18 protein-coding genes are annotated in these 21,507 nt (G+C 53.3%); 8 read left to right on the forward strand and 10 right to left on the reverse strand.

All coding sequences use genetic code 11. The features are described from left to right. Positions 1 to 48 precede the first annotated feature (48 nt). Genes AC23NW_RS10280 through AC23NW_RS10290 form a run of 3 tightly spaced genes read left to right on the forward strand, consistent with a single transcriptional unit; the run spans position 49 to position 6,827 of the window. Positions 49 to 1,923 carry a protein kinase domain-containing protein gene (locus tag AC23NW_RS10280; RefSeq protein WP_487449649.1) on the forward strand — a complete coding sequence of 625 codons (1,875 nt, stop codon included), beginning with the start codon at positions 49 to 51 and terminating at the stop codon, positions 1,921 to 1,923. A 26-nt stretch (positions 1,924 to 1,949) separates the two neighbouring features. Then, on the forward strand, positions 1,950 to 5,942 hold the full coding sequence (locus tag AC23NW_RS10285) for an FtsW/RodA/SpoVE family cell cycle protein (RefSeq protein WP_487449294.1): 3,993 nt from the start codon (positions 1,950 to 1,952) through the stop codon (positions 5,940 to 5,942). A 12-nt stretch (positions 5,943 to 5,954) separates the two neighbouring features. Further along, complete coding sequence (locus AC23NW_RS10290) at positions 5,955 to 6,827, forward strand: FHA domain-containing protein (protein ID WP_487449295.1); 873 nt, start codon at positions 5,955 to 5,957, stop codon at positions 6,825 to 6,827. A 102-nt stretch (positions 6,828 to 6,929) separates the two neighbouring features. Here AC23NW_RS10290 and AC23NW_RS10295 read toward each other — a convergent pair whose 3' ends face one another. Beyond that, entirely contained in the window at positions 6,930 to 7,532 is a 603-nt protein-coding gene (locus tag AC23NW_RS10295; RefSeq protein ID WP_293835385.1) for a hypothetical protein, read from the reverse strand. Between the two features lie 238 nt (positions 7,533 to 7,770). Continuing rightward, on the reverse strand, positions 7,771 to 8,916 hold the full coding sequence (locus AC23NW_RS10300) for an acyl-CoA dehydrogenase family protein (protein WP_487449297.1): 1,146 nt from the start codon (positions 8,914 to 8,916) through the stop codon (positions 7,771 to 7,773). A gap of 218 nt (positions 8,917 to 9,134) precedes the next feature. Between AC23NW_RS10300 and AC23NW_RS10305 the strand changes: the two genes are divergently transcribed. The 4 genes from AC23NW_RS10305 to AC23NW_RS10320 all read left to right on the forward strand — a co-directional run bounded on the left by AC23NW_RS10305 (position 9,135) and on the right by AC23NW_RS10320 (position 12,488). Beyond that, complete coding sequence (locus AC23NW_RS10305) at positions 9,135 to 10,454, forward strand: UDP-glucose dehydrogenase family protein (RefSeq protein ID WP_293835381.1); 1,320 nt, start codon at positions 9,135 to 9,137, stop codon at positions 10,452 to 10,454. Positions 10,455 to 10,476: 22 nt separating this feature from the next. Further along, a complete protein-coding gene (locus tag AC23NW_RS10310; RefSeq protein ID WP_293835378.1) occupies positions 10,477 to 11,457 on the forward strand; it encodes a UDP-glucuronic acid decarboxylase family protein in 981 nt (326 codons plus the stop codon). A gap of 387 nt (positions 11,458 to 11,844) precedes the next feature. Beyond that, positions 11,845 to 12,021 carry a hypothetical protein gene (locus AC23NW_RS10315; protein WP_293835376.1) on the forward strand — a complete coding sequence of 59 codons (177 nt, stop codon included), beginning with the start codon at positions 11,845 to 11,847 and terminating at the stop codon, positions 12,019 to 12,021. A 59-nt stretch (positions 12,022 to 12,080) separates the two neighbouring features. After that, on the forward strand, positions 12,081 to 12,488 hold the full coding sequence (locus AC23NW_RS10320) for a DUF4332 domain-containing protein (protein ID WP_293835374.1): 408 nt from the start codon (positions 12,081 to 12,083) through the stop codon (positions 12,486 to 12,488). 31 nt (positions 12,489 to 12,519) lie between these two features. Here the strand turns inward: AC23NW_RS10320 and AC23NW_RS10325 are convergent, their stop codons facing one another. From AC23NW_RS10325 to AC23NW_RS10335, 3 genes are all read right to left on the reverse strand, one after another. Continuing rightward, entirely contained in the window at positions 12,520 to 14,757 is a 2,238-nt protein-coding gene (locus AC23NW_RS10325) for a peptidase domain-containing ABC transporter (RefSeq protein ID WP_487449299.1), read from the reverse strand. Positions 14,758 to 14,782: 25 nt separating this feature from the next. Further along, complete coding sequence (locus AC23NW_RS10330) at positions 14,783 to 15,931, reverse strand: HlyD family secretion protein (protein ID WP_487449301.1); 1,149 nt, start codon at positions 15,929 to 15,931, stop codon at positions 14,783 to 14,785. A gap of 163 nt (positions 15,932 to 16,094) precedes the next feature. Next, complete coding sequence (locus tag AC23NW_RS10335) at positions 16,095 to 16,307, reverse strand: hypothetical protein (protein WP_487449303.1); 213 nt, start codon at positions 16,305 to 16,307, stop codon at positions 16,095 to 16,097. 384 nt (positions 16,308 to 16,691) lie between these two features. Between AC23NW_RS10335 and AC23NW_RS10340 the strand changes: the two genes are divergently transcribed. Beyond that, entirely contained in the window at positions 16,692 to 16,970 is a 279-nt protein-coding gene (locus tag AC23NW_RS10340; RefSeq protein WP_487449304.1) for a helix-turn-helix domain-containing protein, read from the forward strand. 72 nt (positions 16,971 to 17,042) lie between these two features. Here AC23NW_RS10340 and cdaA read toward each other — a convergent pair whose 3' ends face one another. From cdaA to AC23NW_RS10365, 5 genes are all read right to left on the reverse strand, one after another. Beyond that, positions 17,043 to 17,852 carry a diadenylate cyclase CdaA gene (gene cdaA / locus AC23NW_RS10345; protein WP_487449305.1) on the reverse strand — a complete coding sequence of 270 codons (810 nt, stop codon included), beginning with the start codon at positions 17,850 to 17,852 and terminating at the stop codon, positions 17,043 to 17,045. Between the two features lie 66 nt (positions 17,853 to 17,918). Further along, positions 17,919 to 18,881, reverse strand: a complete 963-nt coding sequence (locus AC23NW_RS10350) for a ribonuclease Z (RefSeq protein ID WP_487449306.1) — start codon at positions 18,879 to 18,881, stop codon at positions 17,919 to 17,921. Next, the gene (locus AC23NW_RS10355; protein ID WP_487449308.1) at positions 18,841 to 19,260 is read right to left on the reverse strand and encodes an STAS domain-containing protein; all 420 of its coding nucleotides are present in this window, start codon (positions 19,258 to 19,260) and stop codon (positions 18,841 to 18,843) included. Before AC23NW_RS10355 ends, AC23NW_RS10350 begins: the two co-directional genes overlap by 41 nt. A gap of 63 nt (positions 19,261 to 19,323) precedes the next feature. Then, on the reverse strand, positions 19,324 to 20,274 hold the full coding sequence (locus AC23NW_RS10360; protein WP_487449309.1) for a phosphoribosylaminoimidazolesuccinocarboxamide synthase: 951 nt from the start codon (positions 20,272 to 20,274) through the stop codon (positions 19,324 to 19,326). A 45-nt stretch (positions 20,275 to 20,319) separates the two neighbouring features. Then, positions 20,320 to 21,495 (reverse strand): acetyl-CoA C-acyltransferase, encoded by a 1,176-nt coding sequence (locus AC23NW_RS10365; RefSeq protein WP_487449310.1) that lies wholly within the window; start codon positions 21,493 to 21,495, stop codon positions 20,320 to 20,322. Positions 21,496 to 21,507 lie beyond the last annotated feature (12 nt).

A 21,507-nucleotide genomic window follows, 5' to 3' on the forward strand; every position in this document is an offset into this window, starting at 1 on the left:
CCCATGCGCACGACCAACGCTAACCAGCATTTTCCCGACTACGAGATTCTGGGGGAGCTGGGCCGCTCAAATGCCCGGGTTCTCAAAGCACGTCACCGGCAAACCGGCGAACTGGTTGCCATTAAACATTTTGCCTTCAATACGGACGCAGGGACCCTGCGCCGGTTTCAGCGGGAATCAGATATCATGACGACGCTGGCCCACCCCAACGTGGTCAAAATCAGGGAAGTCCATTTCGATGCGGATCTGCCGTATATCGTCATGGAGCTGATCGAAGGCGGAGATGTCCGGTCGTTGCTGAAAGCACACACGCGGCTGGATGCGGCGACAACCATACGCCTTGGTCTGCAAATGGCCGAAGCCCTGAAAGCCATCCACGAAGCCGGTATTGTTCACCGCGACATCAAGCCCGATAACATTATGTTCCGGCAATTGCAGAGCGGTGAGCTGCATTTCCTGCTGACAGATTTCGGCATTGCCCGCTTCCGCGAACAACCGAACACGGTAACCGGTCATTCGGCGATGACGTACGAATATGCGTCGCCGGAACAATTCCACGATCCGTCGTCGGTGACCGAAGCCACTGACTTTTACTCACTGGGCGTTGTACTGTACGAATGCCTGACGGGTCAGGTGCCGTTTGAGCTGGGCGATTACGGCATTGGTCTTCTCAGCAAACGCATCGAAACGGAGACGCCTGCCGCCCTGCCCGATGCCTATCCGGTCAGTCTCCGGCAGGTGGTGGATGATTTGCTGCGTAAACAACCGGCTGACCGGCTGAAAGCCGTTGGCGAGCTGAAACGAAAACTGAAACGGGCCGATCTGGAACTGGATGACGAGCCGCAACTCCCGCCTGTGCTTCCGGCGCCGGCCCCGGTTATCCCCGTCCCGCCGGTAGTACCTCCGGTCGTTGCTACCGTGACGAATGAATCCGTCAAAGCAACGCTTCCTGCACCGTCATCCGCCCCGCGTGCAGAACCGGCCCGCGCCGCCGAAACGCAGCGGTATGAGCCCGTAAAGGCAGTGCCGCCATCAACGCAGCCGCCCTATCTACCGCCTGCAAATGTCAGGCGTACCGATCCGGAACCTGCCAGTCAACCGGCACCAACCAAAAAGCGATCCGGCGATTCAGCGATCCTGATTGCCCTGGTGCTGGTCGTGGTTATGATCGGGTTTATCTGGTATTACCACAGCCGCCGCGAACCGCACGAGGTGTCAAAGACCGGTCAGGATACAGCATCCATTATGCCGGCCGACACCACCGTAGAAACAATTGGTGAGATTACACCGGATACCGCTCAGACTGAAACCAGTGATTCACCGGCAAACCCGGTACAGGAGTTACTCGATCAGGGAAGCCAGTATTATGCGCAGAATAACTTCACCGAAGCATTCAGGGTGTATAAACAAGCCGCTGACGACGGCAATTCCGAAGCCCAGAACTGGGTTGGTCTGCTGTATGACCAGGGTAAAGGTGTGGGTGAAGACCAGACCGAAGCCACTAACTGGTACCGCAAATCGGCCGAACAGGGCAACCCGTTCGGGCAGTACAACCTCGGGGCGCAGTATTACAACGGCGAAGGCATCGAACAGGATTACAAACAGGCCTTCGACTGGTATACCAAAGCCGCCGAACAAGGTAATACGTCCGCCGAAAACGGGCTGGGTGACTTATATTACTTTGGGTACGGGGTTACGCAGAGCAATTCCGACGCTGTTCAGTGGTACCGCCGCGCAGCTGATCACGGCAATGCATTCGGCCAGTACAACATGGGCTGGATGTACGAGAATGGCTATGGCGTCGATAAAAACGTCGACCAGGCCGTCCGGCTCTATCAGTCATCGGCCAAACAAGGCAACGCATTTTCCATCAAAGCCCTTCGCCGGCTAGGCTATAATGTCCGGGAATACCACACTCAATAACCGGTATTCTCCTGAATACAACATACATGAATCAACCCGCGCAAACGACACCCAAAGCGCCTGTTCCGTACTGGCTGCTCGCGGCCACTGTCTTTTTACTGTTCCCGTTTTACCAGCTGTATCATCAGCTGACACCGGCACTGGATAAAACGCGGCAGACGCTGAGCGCCGGAGAGGCGGTCTGGCTCCGGCCCGGTACCGGCGCGCAGGACATCCGGCAGGTCCTGACCACCGGCAGCTATTTTACCGACGACCGTGACATTGACCTCGTCGCCGACTCGCTGGCACCAAAGCTGACGAACCGGTTATCGAATCTGGGAGCCCTTAACAAACAGGCGTTCGCGATCCGGGTGCCGAAAGCCTGGCAGCCAGCCATTGGCGGGACCGATTTTTATAACCGGGTCCGCACTTCACGGCAACGCATGGGCTTCGACTCGCTGCTGTACCGGCGCGAACTGACTAATCCGAAGTCATACCCGTCGGAAGTGAGCATCGGTCAGGGAGATGAGACGTTTTCCGGCAAGGTGACCGACGGCACAAGCCATGCTCCGATGGCCGGGGTGCTGGTGCAGTTGCAGAAGCATACCAGCCAGCCCGATCAGCCCTACCAGCGGTTTTATGCCCGCACCGGCAACGACGGCCGGTTTACGTTTTCGGGCCTTGCTGCCGACTCCGGTTATAGCGCGGTACCGCTCAAGCCAGGTTTTGAGTTTGGCAACCGGCAGGGTACTGCTTCGGTGGACGGCGACGTTGAGGCATCTTTCGTTGCCCGCCCGCATACGATCCGGTTAATCGGCCCGCTGGTTTACGATCAGATTAAGGAACATAAAACCTTTATTGTCAGAAATCCAGCCGATTTCACCATGGCCTATTGGGGGTATGTAGCCTTGTTTTTTCTCTCGTTCTGGCTCGTATACGGTTTCTGGACGTACCGCCGCTATGCCACCGACCCGCTGCTCCTGCCCTTGCTGATGGTTCTGACCGGCGTTTCCCTGCTGACCTTATTCAGCATTCAGGATCCGGTGCAGGATACCATGCATGCGGGCCAGAACGCGGTTGGTATCGTCATCGGTCTGCTCGGACTGACCATCGTTTCCCAGCTGCCCATCGGTAAACTGTACAGCCACTGGTCGTTCGATGCGCTGGTAAATTACCGGAAGCGCAGCGTCTACAACCTGACTGGCTGGACCTGGCTGATCGTTGCCATTGCACTGGCGCTGCTGACGCTGTTGTTCGGCAGCGGCCCTGAGGGCAGTGGTGTTCGGGTGAATCTGAATCTGGGGCTTTTCAGCTTTCAGCCCAGCGAACTGACCAAATACCTGTTTCTCCTGTTTCTGGCTGGTTTTTTTGCCGCCAACGCCCCTCGTATCCGCGACCTGTCCGATATACGCTGGCGGGCCCGCATCAGCCTGGGTGTCTTTGGCGGTACCCTCGCCATTCTGGTACTCTACCTGTTACTTGGCGACATGGGTCCCGCCCTCGTCATCTGCCTGACGTTTCTCGTTTTCTACAGCATTGCGCGCGGGAATCTGGCCTATGTGCTGGGTGCTGGTACCCTGTATGGGTTTACATTGTGGCTACTGCCCGCCCTGCATGCCACACTACTATCCTTTACGCTGGTTATCCTCATCCTGGTCATGACCCGATCGGTCCGGTCAGCGACGGGTAAGGGCTGGCTGATGCTCGTCACCGAATCTCCGGTTTTATTGCTGCTGATCATGGCGGCATTTGTGTTCGGCAGTGAGTTGCCGGGCGTCGGCAGCCGGCTGGCCGACCGCGAGGCCATGTGGCTGAGTCCGTGGGACAACGACGTGTATGGCGGCGACCACCTGGCACATGCCATCTGGTCGTTATCGTCGGGTGGTTTTTCGGGACAAGGACTCGGCAAGGGCCTGGCACACACCATGCCGGCGGCGCACACTGACATGATTCTGGCCAGTTTCGGCGAGGATACCGGCTGGCTGGGGCTTGCTGCCGTGTTTATCGTATTCGGTCTGCTGTTCCACCGCACCTTTCTGCACGCCCGTACTGCCGGGCAGCCGTTTAGTTTCTACCTCTGTGCCGGTATCGGCATTGCCAATGGCATCCAGTTTTTACTGATTGCCGGTGGCAGTCTCGGGTTGCTGCCCTTAACCGGCATTGCGGTGCCGTTTCTGAGTTACGGGAAAATATCCCTGATCCTGAACCTGACGGCCTTTGGCGTGGTGGCCGGCATGGCTCACCGGCCGGGTAAAACCGTACAACAGGAATACGTCCAGTCGTTCTACGATCCGGTGTTGCTGACCGGTATTCTCGGGTTTCTGGCAGGGTTGCTGCTGCTGATTGGTAAACTGGGTTATGTGCAGTTGTGGGCACCGGCTGAGCTGGTCGTGAAACCGGCCCGTGTCATGAGCCGGAACGGACTACCGGTTTACAGCTACAACCCACGCATCGACATTCTGACGCAGGAACTGGCCGCGGGCACGATTTACGACCGCCGGAAGCGGGTACTGGCCACCAGTTCTCCGAATCAGCTACTGAGCAATGTTGATGTTTTGCGGCAGGCAGGGCTCGAACCAACCGGCATCACACAATTAGCCCGCAGGCATCAACGCCGGTACTATCCGTTTGATAACCAGCTTTTTTTCTGGGTAGGCGATGCCAATACGCGGTTGTTCTGGAATCAGGAGAACGGCTATTTTGCCGAAGCAGCCCACCTCAGCCAGCTACGGGGCTTTGACACCCGCCCGCGAAAAACCAGCTTTATCACGACCCGGTTTAAAACCGACCGGTTTGCCAAGCCGATCACGCAGCAGGTTACCCTGGTGGCCTACGACTACAGCGCCCTTTCCCCGCTGTTGCGGGCGGGTCTGGACAGTAAGGAGGTTGCCGCCCTGAAAGCCAGAAACCGCGACGTTGCTTTGAGTGTCGATGCCGGTTTACAGGTGGCCTTGCAGCAAGCCATCGGGCGGTCAGATGCGGCTTCGAAGCGGACATCGGTTGTGGTGCTCGACGCAGCATCGGGCGATTTGCTGGCCTCGGCCGTTTATCCGCTGCCGAACCTGAACGCTCCCGACGAACTCCTGCTCAGCGAAAAGGATAAACTAACACTGCCTTATCCCGTCACCGACCGCGACCTGGGGCTGACATATCCGACAGCCCCGGGATCGACAGCCAAAATCCTGACGGCCGCCGCTGCGTTTAACAAACTGGGTAGTGCCGCCGCCGACGAGACCTATACCGACATTACATTCTACGAAATTATCCGGAAAGGGAGCCGCGAGAGTGAGCCGTATAACGAACCGATTGATATGCGGAAAGCCATTGTCCGTTCGAGTAATGTGTACTTTATACGGCTAGCCAATGAGCAAAAACTCGACGACGACATGGCGAAGCTGTATCTGGCTACCGGTATGAATGTCGATTATGTGGGCGGGTACTCCTTCGTGCCGTCGCTGACACCGCAGCAGCAAGCCCGTATCCTGACGCATTGGCGCGACTCCTCGTTCACTGTGAACCGGCAGTTTTATACCAAATGGCGGGGCACGAAGCGCAACCGCTACAACAGTGAATTTTCGGGACTTGCCTGGGGGCAGGGGCAGCTGACCGCCACACCCGCCTCTATGGCCCGCATGGCCGCCGCCATCGCCAACGGTGGCCTGCTGGCACCGACCCGCTACGCCATCAAGCTAAGCGGCAACCGGATACCGCTCGAAAAAGGAACCACGCTCCTGAATCAGCCCGCTGATGCCGGTCAGCTGACGTCGTTTATGATCGACCAGTCGAATCCGGCAGGTGGTTCCCCTAAAATCAGCAGTAGCCGCGTGGCCGGTAAATCGGGAACGCCGGAACGACGGTATAACGGAAAAAACCGGTTCGACGGCTGGTACGTCTTTTTTGCCCCGACACCCGATAAGCACTCACACACAGTAGTCTGTATCCGCATTGAACTCGGCGAAGCGTCGGGTAATGCGGTGAAACTGGCCGATGACTACATCGTTCCGGTGTTGCAGAAATTTGGTTATTTCGGATCCTTTTAACGCCTTTTCGACATGATTCCCCGACTTAAAAAACTCCTTGGCCTGGTTGATCCTGAACCCGTTCAGCCCGCTTCGGCTAGCCCCACCGCTCCCCTTCAGGCCGCTCCCGCCGATGGCCTGCCGGCGGCTCCGCAGAAACGGGCAGAGGTCCTGGCGTTTATTATCAACAGCCTGCACCCCTACCGCGACGAAGCACAGGCTGATATCCAGGGATTGACGCTGTACATCTGCTGTCCGACCGCAGCCGAAGAAGAACTGGCGAATGTCGCGCTGTATACGGCCGTTCCGGATAAGTTTAAGGAAGAGGAGCTCAACCGCGAACTGGCGAATCACTACATCCGGCTGCCCCGAATCTGGACGTTCAGCATTCAGCTGGTGCACGATCACCTGCCCGATTGCCGGTTCCGGCAAGGCAATTTGGGGCTTCAGCTACACCGTACGTACACGGCAACCGGACCGGCTTCTCAAGCCATTATCAGTGTGCTGCGGGGACAGACTAATCAGGCGGCATACATTATCCAGCCCGAAGGCCAGACGACGTTGCTGATCGGGCGTGGGTTCAAACCGGCCTTACCCAGTGGCCGTATCCGGAGCAATGACATTGTTTTTCTGGAAAAAAGTGACCCTGGCTTTGACCCGATAGCGGGCAAAGAGAACGGATCGGTGAGCCGAAGTCACGCTAAAATCACGTTTGATCCGACGAAAAAAGGCTTTTTCCTGTTTGCGGAAGAGGGCGGTCTGCCCATGAGCGGCAATAAAACCAAGATTTTCCGCGCCGACGATAGCGTTATCCGCGTCGACATTATGGGCATGGGTTACCCTTTACAGGACGGCGATCAGATCGAGCTTGGGGGTGAAGCCGCGCTGTCGGTTACGCTTAGCTGATTGTATTAAACCACAAAGGCGGTAAGAACCAAAGCGGCACAAAGTTTTTTTATACGTATGCATTTACCCAAAACTATGTAGGTCAACACAGCCAACAATAAATCACATGGCTTTCAGGCGGTGGTTTTTGTTGATGCGGAATCGGGCATGGGCCAGTTTATAACACAGCACGCCGCCAGCCACCAGCGCACCGGCCGGAATTAATGAGCTCGGGTCAAACCGGAAACGCCCTGACCGGCCGTCAAGTGCTTTCGGGTTGACGAAGTCGGCCACGGCAAATACTCCGCCCGCCAAAGGCAGCATCACGGCCCCTGCCGACACAAACGGGATGCTACGGTCTATTTTTATCCAGCGTATTTCATCAAACCGGAATGAAAGCGTTTCCATCCGGTTCATTACCTCATTGTCGACCAGAATGCTGAAGGTCGTATCCGTGACGGCATAAAGCGTCTCACGGTATACTTCGCCACGGGCCTTAAACCGGATTTCGTCGCCCTCATGAAAACGGTATCGCTTAAAACCGAAGGGCCCGATCACGTCGAGAGCCAGGTACCGGTTTCGTTTCAGTAACGGGGCATAGCGCGGATTTTGCTCCAGTTCACCGTCGGGTGGCCTGACCCGCACCGGAACACCGGTCTGCGCCTGCACCGGCTGGCCGGCAAGTGAGAAACAAAGTAGCAGACATGGGTAAATTAACCGGTTCATAGGCTGTCATGTTACACTCCGGCAACGAGGTCTAATTATTGTTTATCCTGATTTTCCTCCCCCTCCCCCCTCCAAAGGGGGAAAAGCCCCTGAATCAATGCTCATCCAGGGATTGGAGGCAGGCAACAGTGCAAATATTAACTGCTTGTCAGTCTGTTTATACTGTTGCCCCCTTTTACTCTTTAGCCGCGTCAGCGGTCACTCTTTCACTCATTCGCTCTTTCACTCATTACTTACATTACTTAAGTATCTGCCGCGAAATGACCAGTTTCTGGATCTCACTGGTTCCTTCGCCAATGGTACACAATTTTGCGTCGCGGTAAAACTTTTCGACCGGAAAATCCTTGATGTAGCCGTATCCGCCGAAAACCTGCACCGCATCATTGGCGACCCGCACCGCCACTTCCGATGCAAAGAGCTTGGCCATTGCCGACTCTTTCGTCACCGGACGACCGGCGTTTTTAAGGTCAGCAGCGCGCTCGATCAGCAGTTGGGCGGCATCGATATCCGTTGCCATATCGGCGAGTTTAAAGCTGATGCCCTGAAACGACGCAATCGGCTGCCCGAACTGCTGCCGTTCTTTAGCGTATTGCAGCGCCGCCTCGTATGCCCCCTGCGCGATGCCTAAGCTCAGGGCCGCAATCGAGATCCGGCCGCCGTCCAGTACTTTCAGCGCCTGCACAAACCCGTCTCCGACTTCGCCCAGCCGCTGCCCGTCCGGAATCCGGCAATCCTGAAAAATCATTTCCGCCGTTTCGGAGGCGCGCATGCCTAGTTTATCTTCTTTTTTACCTGCCGCAAATCCGGCAGTGTTCCGTTCCACAATAAAAGCTGTCGCGTTGCGTGGAGTATTCGGTTCGCCGGTCCGGGCAATCACTACCGCTACATGCCCGGATTTGCCGTGCGTAATAAAGTTTTTGGCACCATTCAGCAACCAGCTGCCGTCGTCCTGCTGCGTGGCGACAGTACGCATATTGCCCGCATCGGAGCCGGTATTCGGCTCAGTCAGCCCCCAGGCACCAATCCATTCGCCGGAGGCAAGGCGCGGTAAATAAGTTTGTTTCTGCTCTTCGTTACCGAATAATAAAATATGGTTCGTGCAAAGCGAGTTATGGGCTGCCATTGACAATCCAATAGCTCCGTCCACTTTCGACAGCTCCACAATGGCCGCCACATATTCCTGATAACCGAATCCGGCACCGCCATATAACTCTGGTACCAGCATCCCTAACAAGCCCAATTCGCCCAGCTGGTGCATGATTTCAACCGGAAAATGTTGTTCTTCATCCCATTTCCGTACATATGGACGTATGTGCCGGTCCGCAAAGTCACGAACGGTCTGCCGGATCAACCCTGCCTGATTTTCTTCGAGTGTAGTAACCATAAAGTGGTAGTTTAAGCCTTCAGATGAAGTGTTGTGACGTAAAATATACCGAATAAACGCCTGATCCCAACGGCTTGTTATCGAAAGGTGATTCAGCAGACCAACATGCTTTCAAACAAATGTTCTATTTTTGTGGCGGCGCAAAACGTACTCATCAGAAAAGTACAAATTCGCCGTCATTGCTATCAACCGCCAGAATTATCTTAAACTAAATAATCATGAAAATTGCTGTAGTAGGAACCGGTTATGTAGGGCTTGTAACAGGCACTTGCTTTGCAGAAACGGGCAATCAGGTTATCTGTGTAGACATTGACGAACGTAAAGTAGAAAAATTAAATAACGGTATTATCCCAATTTATGAGCCTGGACTTGACGTTTTATTCTATCGCAATGTTGAAGAAGGCCGCTTAAAATTTACGACGAGCCTTATCGACGGCATTAAAGGAGCGGAAGTAATTTTCCTGGCACTGCCGACCCCTCCGGGCGAAGATGGCTCAGCCGATCTGAAATACATCCTGAAAGTAGCATCGGATCTGGGTCCGATTCTGTCACAATATGTAGTTGTTGTTGATAAAAGCACCGTGCCGGTTGGTACCGCCGAAAAGGTACGAGCACACATTGCTGAGGGCGCACAGATTGACTTCGATGTGGTTTCCAATCCTGAATTCCTGCGCGAAGGCGTTGCGGTTGAGGACTTTATGAAACCGGACCGCGTCGTTATCGGGACACGTTCGGATAAGGCCAAGTCGGTGATGAACAAACTGTATGCCCCGCTGGTACGTCAGGGCAATCCGGTGATTTTTATGGATGAGCGCTCGGCCGAAATGACCAAGTATGCCGCCAACGCGTTTCTCGCTACCAAAATCACGTTCATGAACGAGATTGCCAACCTGTGCGAAAAGGTAGGCGCCAACGTTGATGACATTCGCCGGGGCATCGGTACCGACAGCCGTATCGGCAAGCGTTTCCTGTTTGCCGGCATCGGGTATGGCGGTAGCTGCTTCCCGAAAGATGTACAGGCACTGGCAAAAACCGCGCAGGAATATGATTACGACTTCAAGGTACTGGAGTCGGTGATGACGGTGAACAACCTGCAGAAAACAAAACTGCTGCCTCAGATCAAAGACTATTTCGGTGATGACCTGAAGGGCAAAACGTTTGCGGTCTGGGGGCTGGCCTTTAAACCATACACCGACGACATCCGCGAGGCACCGGCCCTTGATAATATCAGGGCTTTGCTGGCCGAAGGCGCCAAAGTAACGGCTTACGATCCGGAAGCGATGGACAATGTCCGTAATATTGTGGGTACGCAGATCAATTATGCGCACACGCAGTATGCTGCCCTCGACGATGCGGATGCGCTGATCATCATGACCGAGTGGCCGCTGTTCCGTACGCCGGACTTTGAGAAAATGAACCTGTTGCTGAAAAACAAAGTCATTTTCGACGGCCGCAACGTCTACGAACTTGAGACAATGGAAGAAATGGGCTATACCTATTATAGCATTGGCCGTCAGGCCGTAAAAAGTCAACAGTAATAAGTCAGTTGAACGTCATACTATGAAACGAATTCTAATCACCGGTGGGGCAGGCTTTCTAGGATCGCACCTCTGCGACCGGTTTATCAAAGAGGGCTTCCACGTTATTGCGATGGATAACCTGATCACGGGTGACATCCGCAATATCGAGCACCTGTTTAAGCTGCCCAATTTTGAGTTTTATCACCACGATGTCTCAAAATTCATACATGTACCGGGTGAATTGGATTATATCCTGCACTTTGCGTCGCCGGCGAGCCCGATTGATTACCTGAAAATCCCGATTCAGACCCTGAAAGTGGGTTCACTGGGTATTCATAACTGTCTGGGCCTGGCACGGGTGAAAAACGCCCGCGTGCTGATCGCTTCGACCTCGGAAGTATACGGCGACCCGACCGTACACCCGCAGAACGAAGACTACTGGGGCAATGTAAACCCGGTTGGCCCGCGTGGTGTATACGACGAAGCCAAGCGTTTCCAGGAAGCCATGACCATGGCATATCACACGTACCACAACGTAGAAACCCGGATCGTCCGGATTTTTAACACCTACGGCCCGCGGATGCGGCTGAACGACGGCCGGGTACTCCCTGCTTTTATCGGTCAGGCCCTGCGCGGCGAAGATTTAACGGTGTTCGGTGATGGTTCACAGACACGGTCATTCTGCTACGTTGATGATCTGATTGAAGGAATTTACCGGTTGTTAATGAGCGATTACCCGTATCCGGTTAACGTTGGTAACCCGAGCGAAATTACGATCGGTCAGTTTGCGGAAGAGATCATCAAACTGACCGGTACGGACCAGAAGGTGATTTACAAGGAACTGCCGAAGGATGATCCGAAGCAACGCCAGCCTGACATTACCAAAGCAAAGGAAATTCTGGGCTGGGAGCCGAAAGTTTCACGGGCCGAAGGGCTTAAAATAACGTACGAATACTTTAAGAATTTACCAGAAGAAGAGCTTTACAAGGCTGCCTATCACCGGGAATTTACGAAAAAATAAATTTCTTTGTATTCGTTGACAAAAAATTTCTGTAACTTTGTCATAGTGAATGCAATAGGCATTACACCTTTAGCTGTCTGACGAAAACCTGCGGGCAATAAAGTGCGTGCAGGTTTTTTTTTGCCCTTATATTTCTGCGCTTTTTTTCAACCGGTTTGGCGTATCTCCGCTGAGCATCTGATCTACTGTCAGTTATCCTGACGGCTTCGGTTTATTTATCGGTAATCCGGTTCTTTTTGTATACTCCGGTAGAGTTAATCCCGTTACCGGCAGGTACCTTTTCCGGCATGTATTCAGTTTTTTAGTTTCTTTACCGGCCGGTACACCTACCGTTGCCTGACGCCGGCAGTTCCGGTAAACGGCATTCACTGCATAAGACGATCCCGTATGACATTCGACGAATACCTCCTACAGAAAAAGATCAATCCTGAACGGTTTAAAACAGCCGAACCAGCAGAATTTGCAGAATGGCAGCGCCTTTTTGACCAAATGCATCCTGAAAGCTTTACAGCACAAAAAAAATTTTTGATTAATAATAAACGCAGGAAATACGCCGGTTATTGACTTTAGCTCAAAATATCTTATTTTGCGAATAGTTTATACTAATCTTTCTAATCTTAATCATGAGCATTCACGTAACTGAACTGAAAGGCATCAGCGATGCCATTCTTAACACCCTTAAAGCCAAAGGCTTAGGTGACAGCGAATCACTTCTCGAAGCGACTAAAACACCGGAAGGCCGCAAAGAAATTGCCCGTGCCGCCGGTGTAGATGCCACGATTATTCTTGAAATCGCTAATCGGGCTGATTTGTCACGCATCAAAGGAATCGGCCGCGTATACAGCGAATTACTGGAAGAAGCCGGCGTTGATACAGTGAAAGAACTTTCGCACCGGGTAGCGCCGAATCTCCACAGCAAACTGATCCAGATCAACAGAAAGCGCCAGCTGACGCACCGTCCGCCGTCACTTGATCAGATTGCCGAGTTCATCGAGCAGGCCAAAACCTTACCGGCAACGTTAGAGTATTAATCATACCAAAAAGCCCCTCACGGGGCTTTTTTTATACCGATTCGGTTTGCTGCTGCCAGAACTGCGCGTAGACGGTTCCTTTTTTAATCAGCGTGGTATGCTTGCCTTCTTCTACGACCTTCCCTTGTTCAAGCACCACGATCTTGTCAGCTTTCCGCACCGTACTTAACCGGTGCGCAATAATGATAATCGTTTTTCCGTCTTTCCGGAGTTGCTGCACGGTCTGCTGTACAAACTGTTCAGATACTGAATCCAGGGCTGACGTCGCTTCGTCAAGGATCAGAATCTGCGGATCGCGGTAGAGTGCCCTGGCAATGGCAAGGCGCTGCCGCTGCCCCCCCGACAGACCCGTTCCGTTTTCGCCCAGATAGGTGTTAAATCCGTTTGGCATGCGCTCAATAAAATCGGCAATGCCCAGCTGCCGGCAAATCTCCAGAATCCGTCCCATATCCGGCTCGGCTTCACCGACCGCAATATTTTCGATTACGTTACCGGAAAACAAATCTATTTTCTGCGGCACTACACTGACCACCTGCCGCAGGCTATCCGGATGCAGGTGTTTGATGTCATAATCACCGATAAAAATAGAGCCGTTCTGTAACGGATACAGCCCTTGCAGCAGCGACAGCAGCGTTGATTTACCCGAACCACTTTCTCCTACCACAGCCGTTATCCGGCCTTTCGGCATGGTCAGCGTCAGGTTATCAAAAATGACCGCACGGGTCCCATAGCGGAACGTCACATCCTGAAACCGAATATCGCCCACCATGGCTGGCTGCAGTTGTATTTTATTCTCACCCGTTTCCCGTTCCAGATCCATGATCTCAAACAACCGGTCGGCCGCAATCAGCGCATCCTGAATGCTTTTGTTGGCTCCGATCAGCGAGGCGGCGGGTGAGGTAAAGTACCCGATCAACGCATAAAATGAGAGTAATTCGCCGGGGGTAAGTTCATTGTCGAGGACGTAACCCGCTCCTGCCCAAAGCAGAATAATCGTAAACAGTCTGGTAATCAGCTCTGAGGCATTACTGACGTATATGGATGCGGTACCGGTTTTGAACACGGTCTGCAACAGCCGGACAAAGCGCACTTCTGTTTTTTCACTCGTATACTGTTCCAGACCAAACCGCTTGATGGTCGACATGGCATTCAGGGACTCAACCAGCTGCGACTCCAGATCGGCCGAATTTTCCATCAGTTTCCGCTGATACTGCTGGTTGAACCGGTTCACCACCCAATACAAACCCGCATACAAGGGTAGCACCAGCAGCATAATCAGGGCCAGTTTCCAGTAATAGGTAAACATCAGGCCAAACGAGAAAATGACGATCATCACGTTTACAATCAGTCCCAGCCCGACTTCATTGATAAAGGCCCTGATTTTAACGGCGTCATTGACCCGGGAGATGATCTCGCCGACCCGCATCGTATCGAAAAACGACTGCGGCAACCGCATGAGGTGTTTGTAATACCCCAGAATCAGCGCCGCATCGATCCGCTGCCCCGTTTTCAGGTTAAAAATACTCTTGGTGGAGTTGATAAACAGTTGCAGCAGCAACAGTCCGATCATGATGGTACTCAGGAGGTTCAGCAGATTCCGGTTCCCATCTACCAGTACATTATCAACCAGCTTCTGGACATAAATTGCCGTAGACAGGCCTAAGATGGTGTACATCAACGCCCCGAATAACGCCTGTAGCATTACGGAACGGTGCGGCTGCATCAGTTGCCGGAATCGCTGCAAAACCGAGGCATCCTCTCCCCCTACCGTAAATGTCTCGTCAGGAATCAACAGGACCAGTAACCCGGTCCATTCCTCCTTAAACGCTTCCGGCGTTTTTTTGTGCATGAGTCCGTCCGCCGGATCCATTACCAGCACATACGCCGGCGTAATCTGATAAATGACCACATAGTGGTGAAACATACCGTTCCGGATGGCAACGTGCGCGATGGCCGGCAAGGGCAGCTTAGCCAGATTTTCGTACGAAGCCTTTACGCCTTTTGCCTGAAAACCAAGCTTTTGGGCTGCCTCAACCATACCCAGCACATTGGTTCCTTTCTGGTCGGTCGCTGCCAGCTGCCGGATACGGGCAACCGGCATCAGAAAATTATAGTGGGCCGCCACCGATGCCAGACAGGCCGCCCCGCAATCGGTAATATCCCGCTGTTTAATCCGGACGTTTGCTTTGGGCCCGCCACCGGAGAATTTCCCCAGTAGTGACCTGCCGGTTTCCTTTAGTTGTTGAATACGCGTCTGAATGGTGTTCATAACGTTGTGTCTGAGTCGTTAGCGTTTACAGGCGACGGGTCTGCGTCGATGGATTCAACCAGTCATCGGCCTTGTCGTATAGCAACTGATAGAGCGAACGACGGGTTACAATAAAACGGGCCTGCACCGTCATTCCCTTTTTCAGGTAGCCCCGGTATCCGTTTTCGAGCATCAGGTACGGTTTGTCCAGCAGACAGCGTACCTTAAACATCGGTTTATTGCTCATCAGGGTAAAATCGTTGGCAATATCCAGTACATGCCCTGTCAGCAAACCCCACTGGTTATAATCAAAGGCATCAATCTGGAACCGGACTGCCTGTTTGACCTTGATTAACCCGATGTCTTTAGGCTCAACATAGGTTTCTACCACCAGTGATGAGTCCGGAGAGACAACCCCAAGCGTTTCGCCGGGCTGCACAAAGCTGCCCACGTACCGGCCCTGCACCTGACTAACGGTTCCGCCAACGGGCGCTTTCAGCTCATACAGGGCCCGTTGCTCACCCAGCTGCTTTGCCTCCGCTTCCAGCTCAGTCAGGGCCAGCCGCTGTTGCGTCAGATCGGCCTGCCAGCTGCTGCGTTGCTGCTGCACCAGCGAGTTATAGCGGGCAGCCACACTCTGATAGGCAAACTGTGCATCTTCAAAGTCGAGCCGGGCGATGACTTTTTCGTTGTAGAGTTTTTTGCTGGTCTGCAACTCACGGGACCGTTTCTGAAGTGTCTGCTGCGCTTCCGACACCATCGACCGGAACTGTTCAACCTGTTGCCGGTACAATGGCGATTCAAGTGTGCCGATTACCGACCAATCCCTTTTCGACAGTTTTTCCAGGTCGCGGATAAATGACCGGCGTTCATTCAGTTGTTTGTTCAGCAGCTGAACTTTGGTATCCAGTGCATCGGATTGCAGCCTGAACATAACCTGGCCCTGCCGGATGGCTTGGCCTTCGCGCACGAATACGCCCGTTACCAGTCCGCCCATTGTGGCTTTTACATCCCCCCGTTCGGTGACAGGCCGGACAAGACCGCCCGCCTGTGCCGATACATCTACGTAGATGAACGGCAGCGATATCAGGCAAAGGGCAACAGCGCCCAGTACAGTCATATAGATACGCTGACTACGGACCGTTACCCGCGGCAGATACGTAATCAGACTCGATGAAAGATCAAATTCGCTCATAATTCAACGGTTGCTCCATCCTTAACTCTTCCGTAGCAGCATGGTTAGATTTCTTTATTTTGCTCCCTCCTACAAGCGAAACGCAGTAACCGCGCCCGAAGCAGTGCTTCAGACCCGGCTACTGCGCCAGCTTTATTTATGTATTTATTCTGTGATGACCGGCTTAGAACAAACCGCCCAGCAGGCCGCCGCTATTGCCCGAGCCGGAGCCACTGTTTGAACTACCGCCACCGATTGATAACGAGGTGCCGATCGCCAGTAAGTCATTGATTACCGTCAGGTTGGCAAAATCTAAGAAGCTACCACCTTGTGTTTGTGTCATTTCCTGTGTTGAGAGCTCTTCTACGTTCAGTTGAGCAAGATTCAGCGTTTTCATAACGAATCATTGTTTAAAACTGCCTACTCTATAAGCTTTTCGGCATCCGCTGCCCGGCATGTGCTGCCCACCCTTCAGATTGTTTCCCGGAAAGGTGACGGTTCTGCCGTTTGGACAATACAAAGGTTGCCGGTTTTACCTCACGGTCTGATAACGGGCCTTTATAGCTTCATAGCGGGCGGTTATAAAAGTATAACCTAGGGCCATTCGCTCAATTGCCACACTAACTCGCAATCCAAAACATATTTCACTTGCGTATGTTAATCACGTGAACTAGTTTAGAACTTAGTCTACAGCGCAAATATTCTTAAAACCTATAAAACGCTATGCGGAAATAATGTACTCTTTAGTTTTTATGTACAATTAGTAACAACCTTTTGAGCTATGGCAATCATCTCAGAGAAACTCCGCCGGTTGCGTCATTTATTCGGGTATTCGCAGGAATACGTGGCCTTTAACATTGGTATGACGCAGCCAGCGTACTGCAAGTGGGAAAGTGGACAAACAAGACCGTCAATAGATAAATTACAGGATTTAGCCAGTTTGTATCAGATTACCATCAGCGAATTACTGGATAAAAACTCGGCTGAATTACTCCGGAAGCTGTTAGCAGACGAACAGTTTGCCAACAAATTGCTTGGGAATGCAGGATACGACGCTTAGTGCCCGATCATATAACACAAAAAGGGAGTACAGTCCGGCTGTACTCCCTTTTTGTTTATCAACACGGTAAGCCTATGCTTTTTTATCCGATACGGGCTCTGTGAGGTAAACGGCCAAACGCTCTTCGAGTTCGGCCAGTCCAAGCCCCATATAAAACTGCCCGTTGATGGCCAGCGATAAGCGGCCGGTCTCTTCCGAAATGGCAATGACTGCGGCATCCGTTGCTTCGCTCATGCCAATGGCTGCCCGATGCCGGAAACCAAGGGAGGTGGGCAGCTCACTGTCGTCAGACACAGGCAGGATGCAGCGGGCCGCCCGGATTTTTTCATCACTGATAACAACGGCTCCGTCGTGCAGCGGGCTGTACTGATTAAAAATTGCCAGCAGCAACGGGCGCGACAGGGTAGCATTGATGGCCTCCCCCGACTGGGCGTACTTTTCCAGATCGTCGTTTTTGCGGAGCACAATCAGCCCGCCGGCAAACTCTGCCGCCAGCGTTTTGCAGGCCTCCAGAACGGGTTTCAGCGACATGACCGGCTCAGGCTGTATCGGCTGCCGGAACAACCACTTCCGGAGGTAGCGGTTGTTCATCACGTTGGTGCCCTTCCCGATCAGCATCAGGAAACGCCTGATTTCCTGTTGGAAAATAATGATCAGGGCCAGCGCGCCCACACTGATGAAGTAACCAAGGATCGTGGTCAGCAAATGCAGTTGTAACGCTTTCACCAGCAGGTATACCAGATACACCAGTAAATAGCCCGCAAATACACGGCTGGCAACGCTACCCCGCACCACATTATAAATCTGATATAACAGCAGTGCGACGAGTCCGACGTCGAGAATATCCAGCCAGCCAACCTCCAGAAACCCAATCCGAATCATGTTCTTTCCTAGTCCTTATGAATGAATCAATGGTACCGGTACACCGGAACGTAACCGGTACGCCGTCTAATCAATGGTATATGTCCTGCCTTCTTCGGCCAGCATCGTTTGTTCAAATACGGTCCGTGCCTCTTCCAGAAATGCACTGAACTCTTTGTACCGCGATGAAAAATGGCCGATAATCAATCGCCCGACACCCGCCTGACGGGCAACCGAAGCCGCCTGCCGGGCAGTTGAATGAAATACCTCACCAGCCCGTTCGGCATGCGTATCGAGGAATGTGGCTTCGTGATAGAGCACATCCACCCCTTTTACCCATTCGATCAGCGGTTCGCTGAACCGGGTATCCGAGCAGAATGCATAACTGCCCGGTTCAGGCCCCGGTGTAGTGTAGGTCGCTACGTCGTACAAGAGCGTTCCATCCTCTTCAATTACATCATGCCCTGCTTTCAGCTGCTTCATGTGCGCCACCGAAACGTCGGCCGGTAGTTTTTCGCGGAGTAATTTACGCTTTCCACGCTTTTCCCGAAACAGGTACCCCGAACAGGTAATGCGGTGTTCGAGCGGAATACTTTCAACCGTCAGCTGGGGCAGATCCACCAGCACCGTCGGCGTTGCCGGATCCACCACCGTAAAGTGGAGCGGAAACCCCAGTCGCGTATCCGATACCCTGAACATGGTCGTGAGCACTTCATCGAGACCACGCGGTCCGTACAGGTACATCGGTTCGGTACGGCCGCTCAGGTTCAGGCTTGACAGCAACGGAGCCAGCCCGAAGTAGTGGTCGCCATGCAGGTGACTGATAAAAATATGCTGGAGCCGTCCCGGTTTTATTTTCCGCTCGATCAGTCTGAACTGCGTACCTTCGCCGCAATCGATCAGAAAATGGTCGTGATCATACGTAACTACCTGTGCTGTCGGATGTCGTCCCAGCATGGGTGTGGCCGAGCCTGCCCCCAGAATCGTTACAGTAAAGTGTCCTTCCGGTTTAGTATTCGCTTTCGCGTCCGCCGCCAAATCCTCCGTCATACTCATCGTCGTCTTCTCCCCGGAAGTCATTTTCCAGTTCGTTCATAAAAACAGCATCAATCGCTTCTTCGACGGTAGGTAAAATGGTCAGATCAGGGATGCGCGACGAATCCAGGAATTCAATCATGTCTTCGTCTTTAGTCACCAGTACCAGCAACCCCTGCTCGTTGGTACACTGGCGATTCACTTTCCGGATCACCATTACCCCATCCGCAGCAATTGTCTGCACAGCGGCCAGATCGTAAATTATATTACTGTAGCCATCCCGGAAAAAATTGCGGGACAAGGTTTCCAGTGAGGTTGCAATATCCCCTGCAATTTCATTTTCATCCAGTCGGACAAGGGCGTACTGCTCTGTTGTTTCTTTCGTAAAATTCATAAACCAGTGGTTTGGGATAGATAAATTTAGTTAAAAGTACCTTTCCGGCCCTGCGCGGGGCCTTTAGCCCAGGGCTTTCCGTATCGCTGCGTCAATCCGGTTCAGCGGATCGCCTCCTTCAGCCGGCACAAATGTCTTTCCGGTCACGGTTTCGTACAACTCGATGTAGCGTGACGAAATCTGGCCGATCCATTCATCCGACATATCCGGAACCGTTTGTCCGTCTTTGCCCTGAAAGCCGCTGGCAATCAGCCATTCGCGGACAAACTCTTTTGATAGTTGCTTCTGCGGCTGATCCTTTTCCAGGTTTTCGGCATACACATCGGCATAGAAATAACGGGACGAATCCGGCGTATGTACTTCATCGATCAGATAGATCTGACCGTCCAGATTGCCGAATTCATATTTTGTGTCTACCAGAATCAGGCCCCGGCTGGCGGCCATTTCGGTTCCGCGGGCGAACAATGCGAGGGCATAGGTCTCTAACTGTACGTATTCCGCTTCCGGTACGATTCCCCGGGCCAGAATTTCTTCGCGGGAAATGTCTTCGTCGTGGCCTTCGTGGGCCTTCGTGGTCGGGGTGATGATCGGCTGCGGTAACCGGTCATTTTCCTTAAGCCCTTCCGGCAAAGTCACCCCGCAAAGCACGCGGTAACCGGCACGGTACTGCCGCCAGGCATGACCTGCCAGGTAGCCACGTACGACCATCTCGACGGCATATGGCTGGCATTTCAACCCGATACTCACGTTCGGATCCGGCACCGCCAGCAACCAGTTCGGCACAATATCGGCCGTTGCCCGCAGAAAATGTTCAGCCGTCTGGTTCAGCACCTGTCCTTTATAGGGAATCGGTCTTGGCAACACGACGTCAAACGCTGAAATCCGGTCTGACGCAATCATCACCAGCCGGGATTCGCCGTTCAGGTTATCAAAACTGTACACATCCCGCACTTTACCGCGGTAATACCCCGTCTGACCGGGAAAAGAAAACTTGGTTTCGCTAATTGCAGTCATGGTTATAGGTAGTTCCGGCAGGCCGATTGCCCTTACCGGAACGTATTATAGCTTTTCAATGACGAGTGCCGACGCGCCCCCGCCTCCGTTACAGATGCCTACCGCACCATACCGTCCGTTTTGCTGTTGCAGTACGTTGGTCAGCGTCGTGACAATCCGGGCACCGGATGCGCCCAGCGGATGGCCGATCGAAACGGCTCCCCCCAGGACATTCATTTTTTCCTGCGGTACGTCCAGCAATTGACCAAAGGCCAGCGGCACTACCGAAAAGGCCTCGTTTACCTCAAAAAAATCGATGTCCGACAGCGCCAGTCCCGCCCGCTCAACGGCCACCGGTACCGCTTTTACCGGAGCCGTGGTAAACCATTCCGGCTCCTGTTCGGCATCGGCATAACCCAGAATCCGGGCGAGTGGCTTCAAACCCAGCTCATCTGCCTTTTTCCGGCTCATCACCACCAGTGCCGACGCACCGTCGTTGATGGTTGAGGCATTTGCCGCCGTCACGGTTCCTTCTTTTGTAAAAGCCGGCTTCAGCGACGGAATTTTGTCGTAAATCACATTCCGGAACTCTTCGTCTTCGCTGATAGTAACGATGCCTTTACGGCCTGTCACGTCTACAGGGACGATTTCAGCCGCAAAGGTACCGCTCGCCGTGGCATTTTCCGCCCGACGATACGACTGAATTGCGTATTCATCCTGTTTTTGACGCGATATTCCGTATTTTTCCGCTGTACGGTCCGCAAAAACGCCCATGGCACACTGGTCGTATACATCCGTCAGCCCGTCTCTGGCCAGTCCGTCGACCAGTTCACCATTGCCGTATTTATAGCCAAACCGTGCTTTCGGGATATAGTACGGGATATTTGACATGCTTTCCATGCCCCCGGCAACCACAACGTCCGCCAGCCCCAACTGAATGGATTGCGCTGCGAGCATAATGGCCTTGGTTCCCGAAGCACAGACTTTATTGATCGTCGTGCAGGCGGCCTGAGCCGGTATACCGGCTTGCAGGGCAGCCTGTTTGGCAGGCGCCTGGCCGACATTCGCCGATACGACATTCCCCATGTATACCTCCTGCACCAGATCCGGCGAAACACCGGCCCGCGCCAGCGCTCCCTTGATAGCGGCCGCTCCCAGGTCGACTGCTGATAAGCTGGCCAGGACCCCGCCGAAACTGCCGATTGGGGTACGAACGGCCGAAACAATGACTACCTCGTTCATGTATGGTTTCTG

Source organism: Arsenicibacter sp. R0_47 (assembly GCF_057652235.1).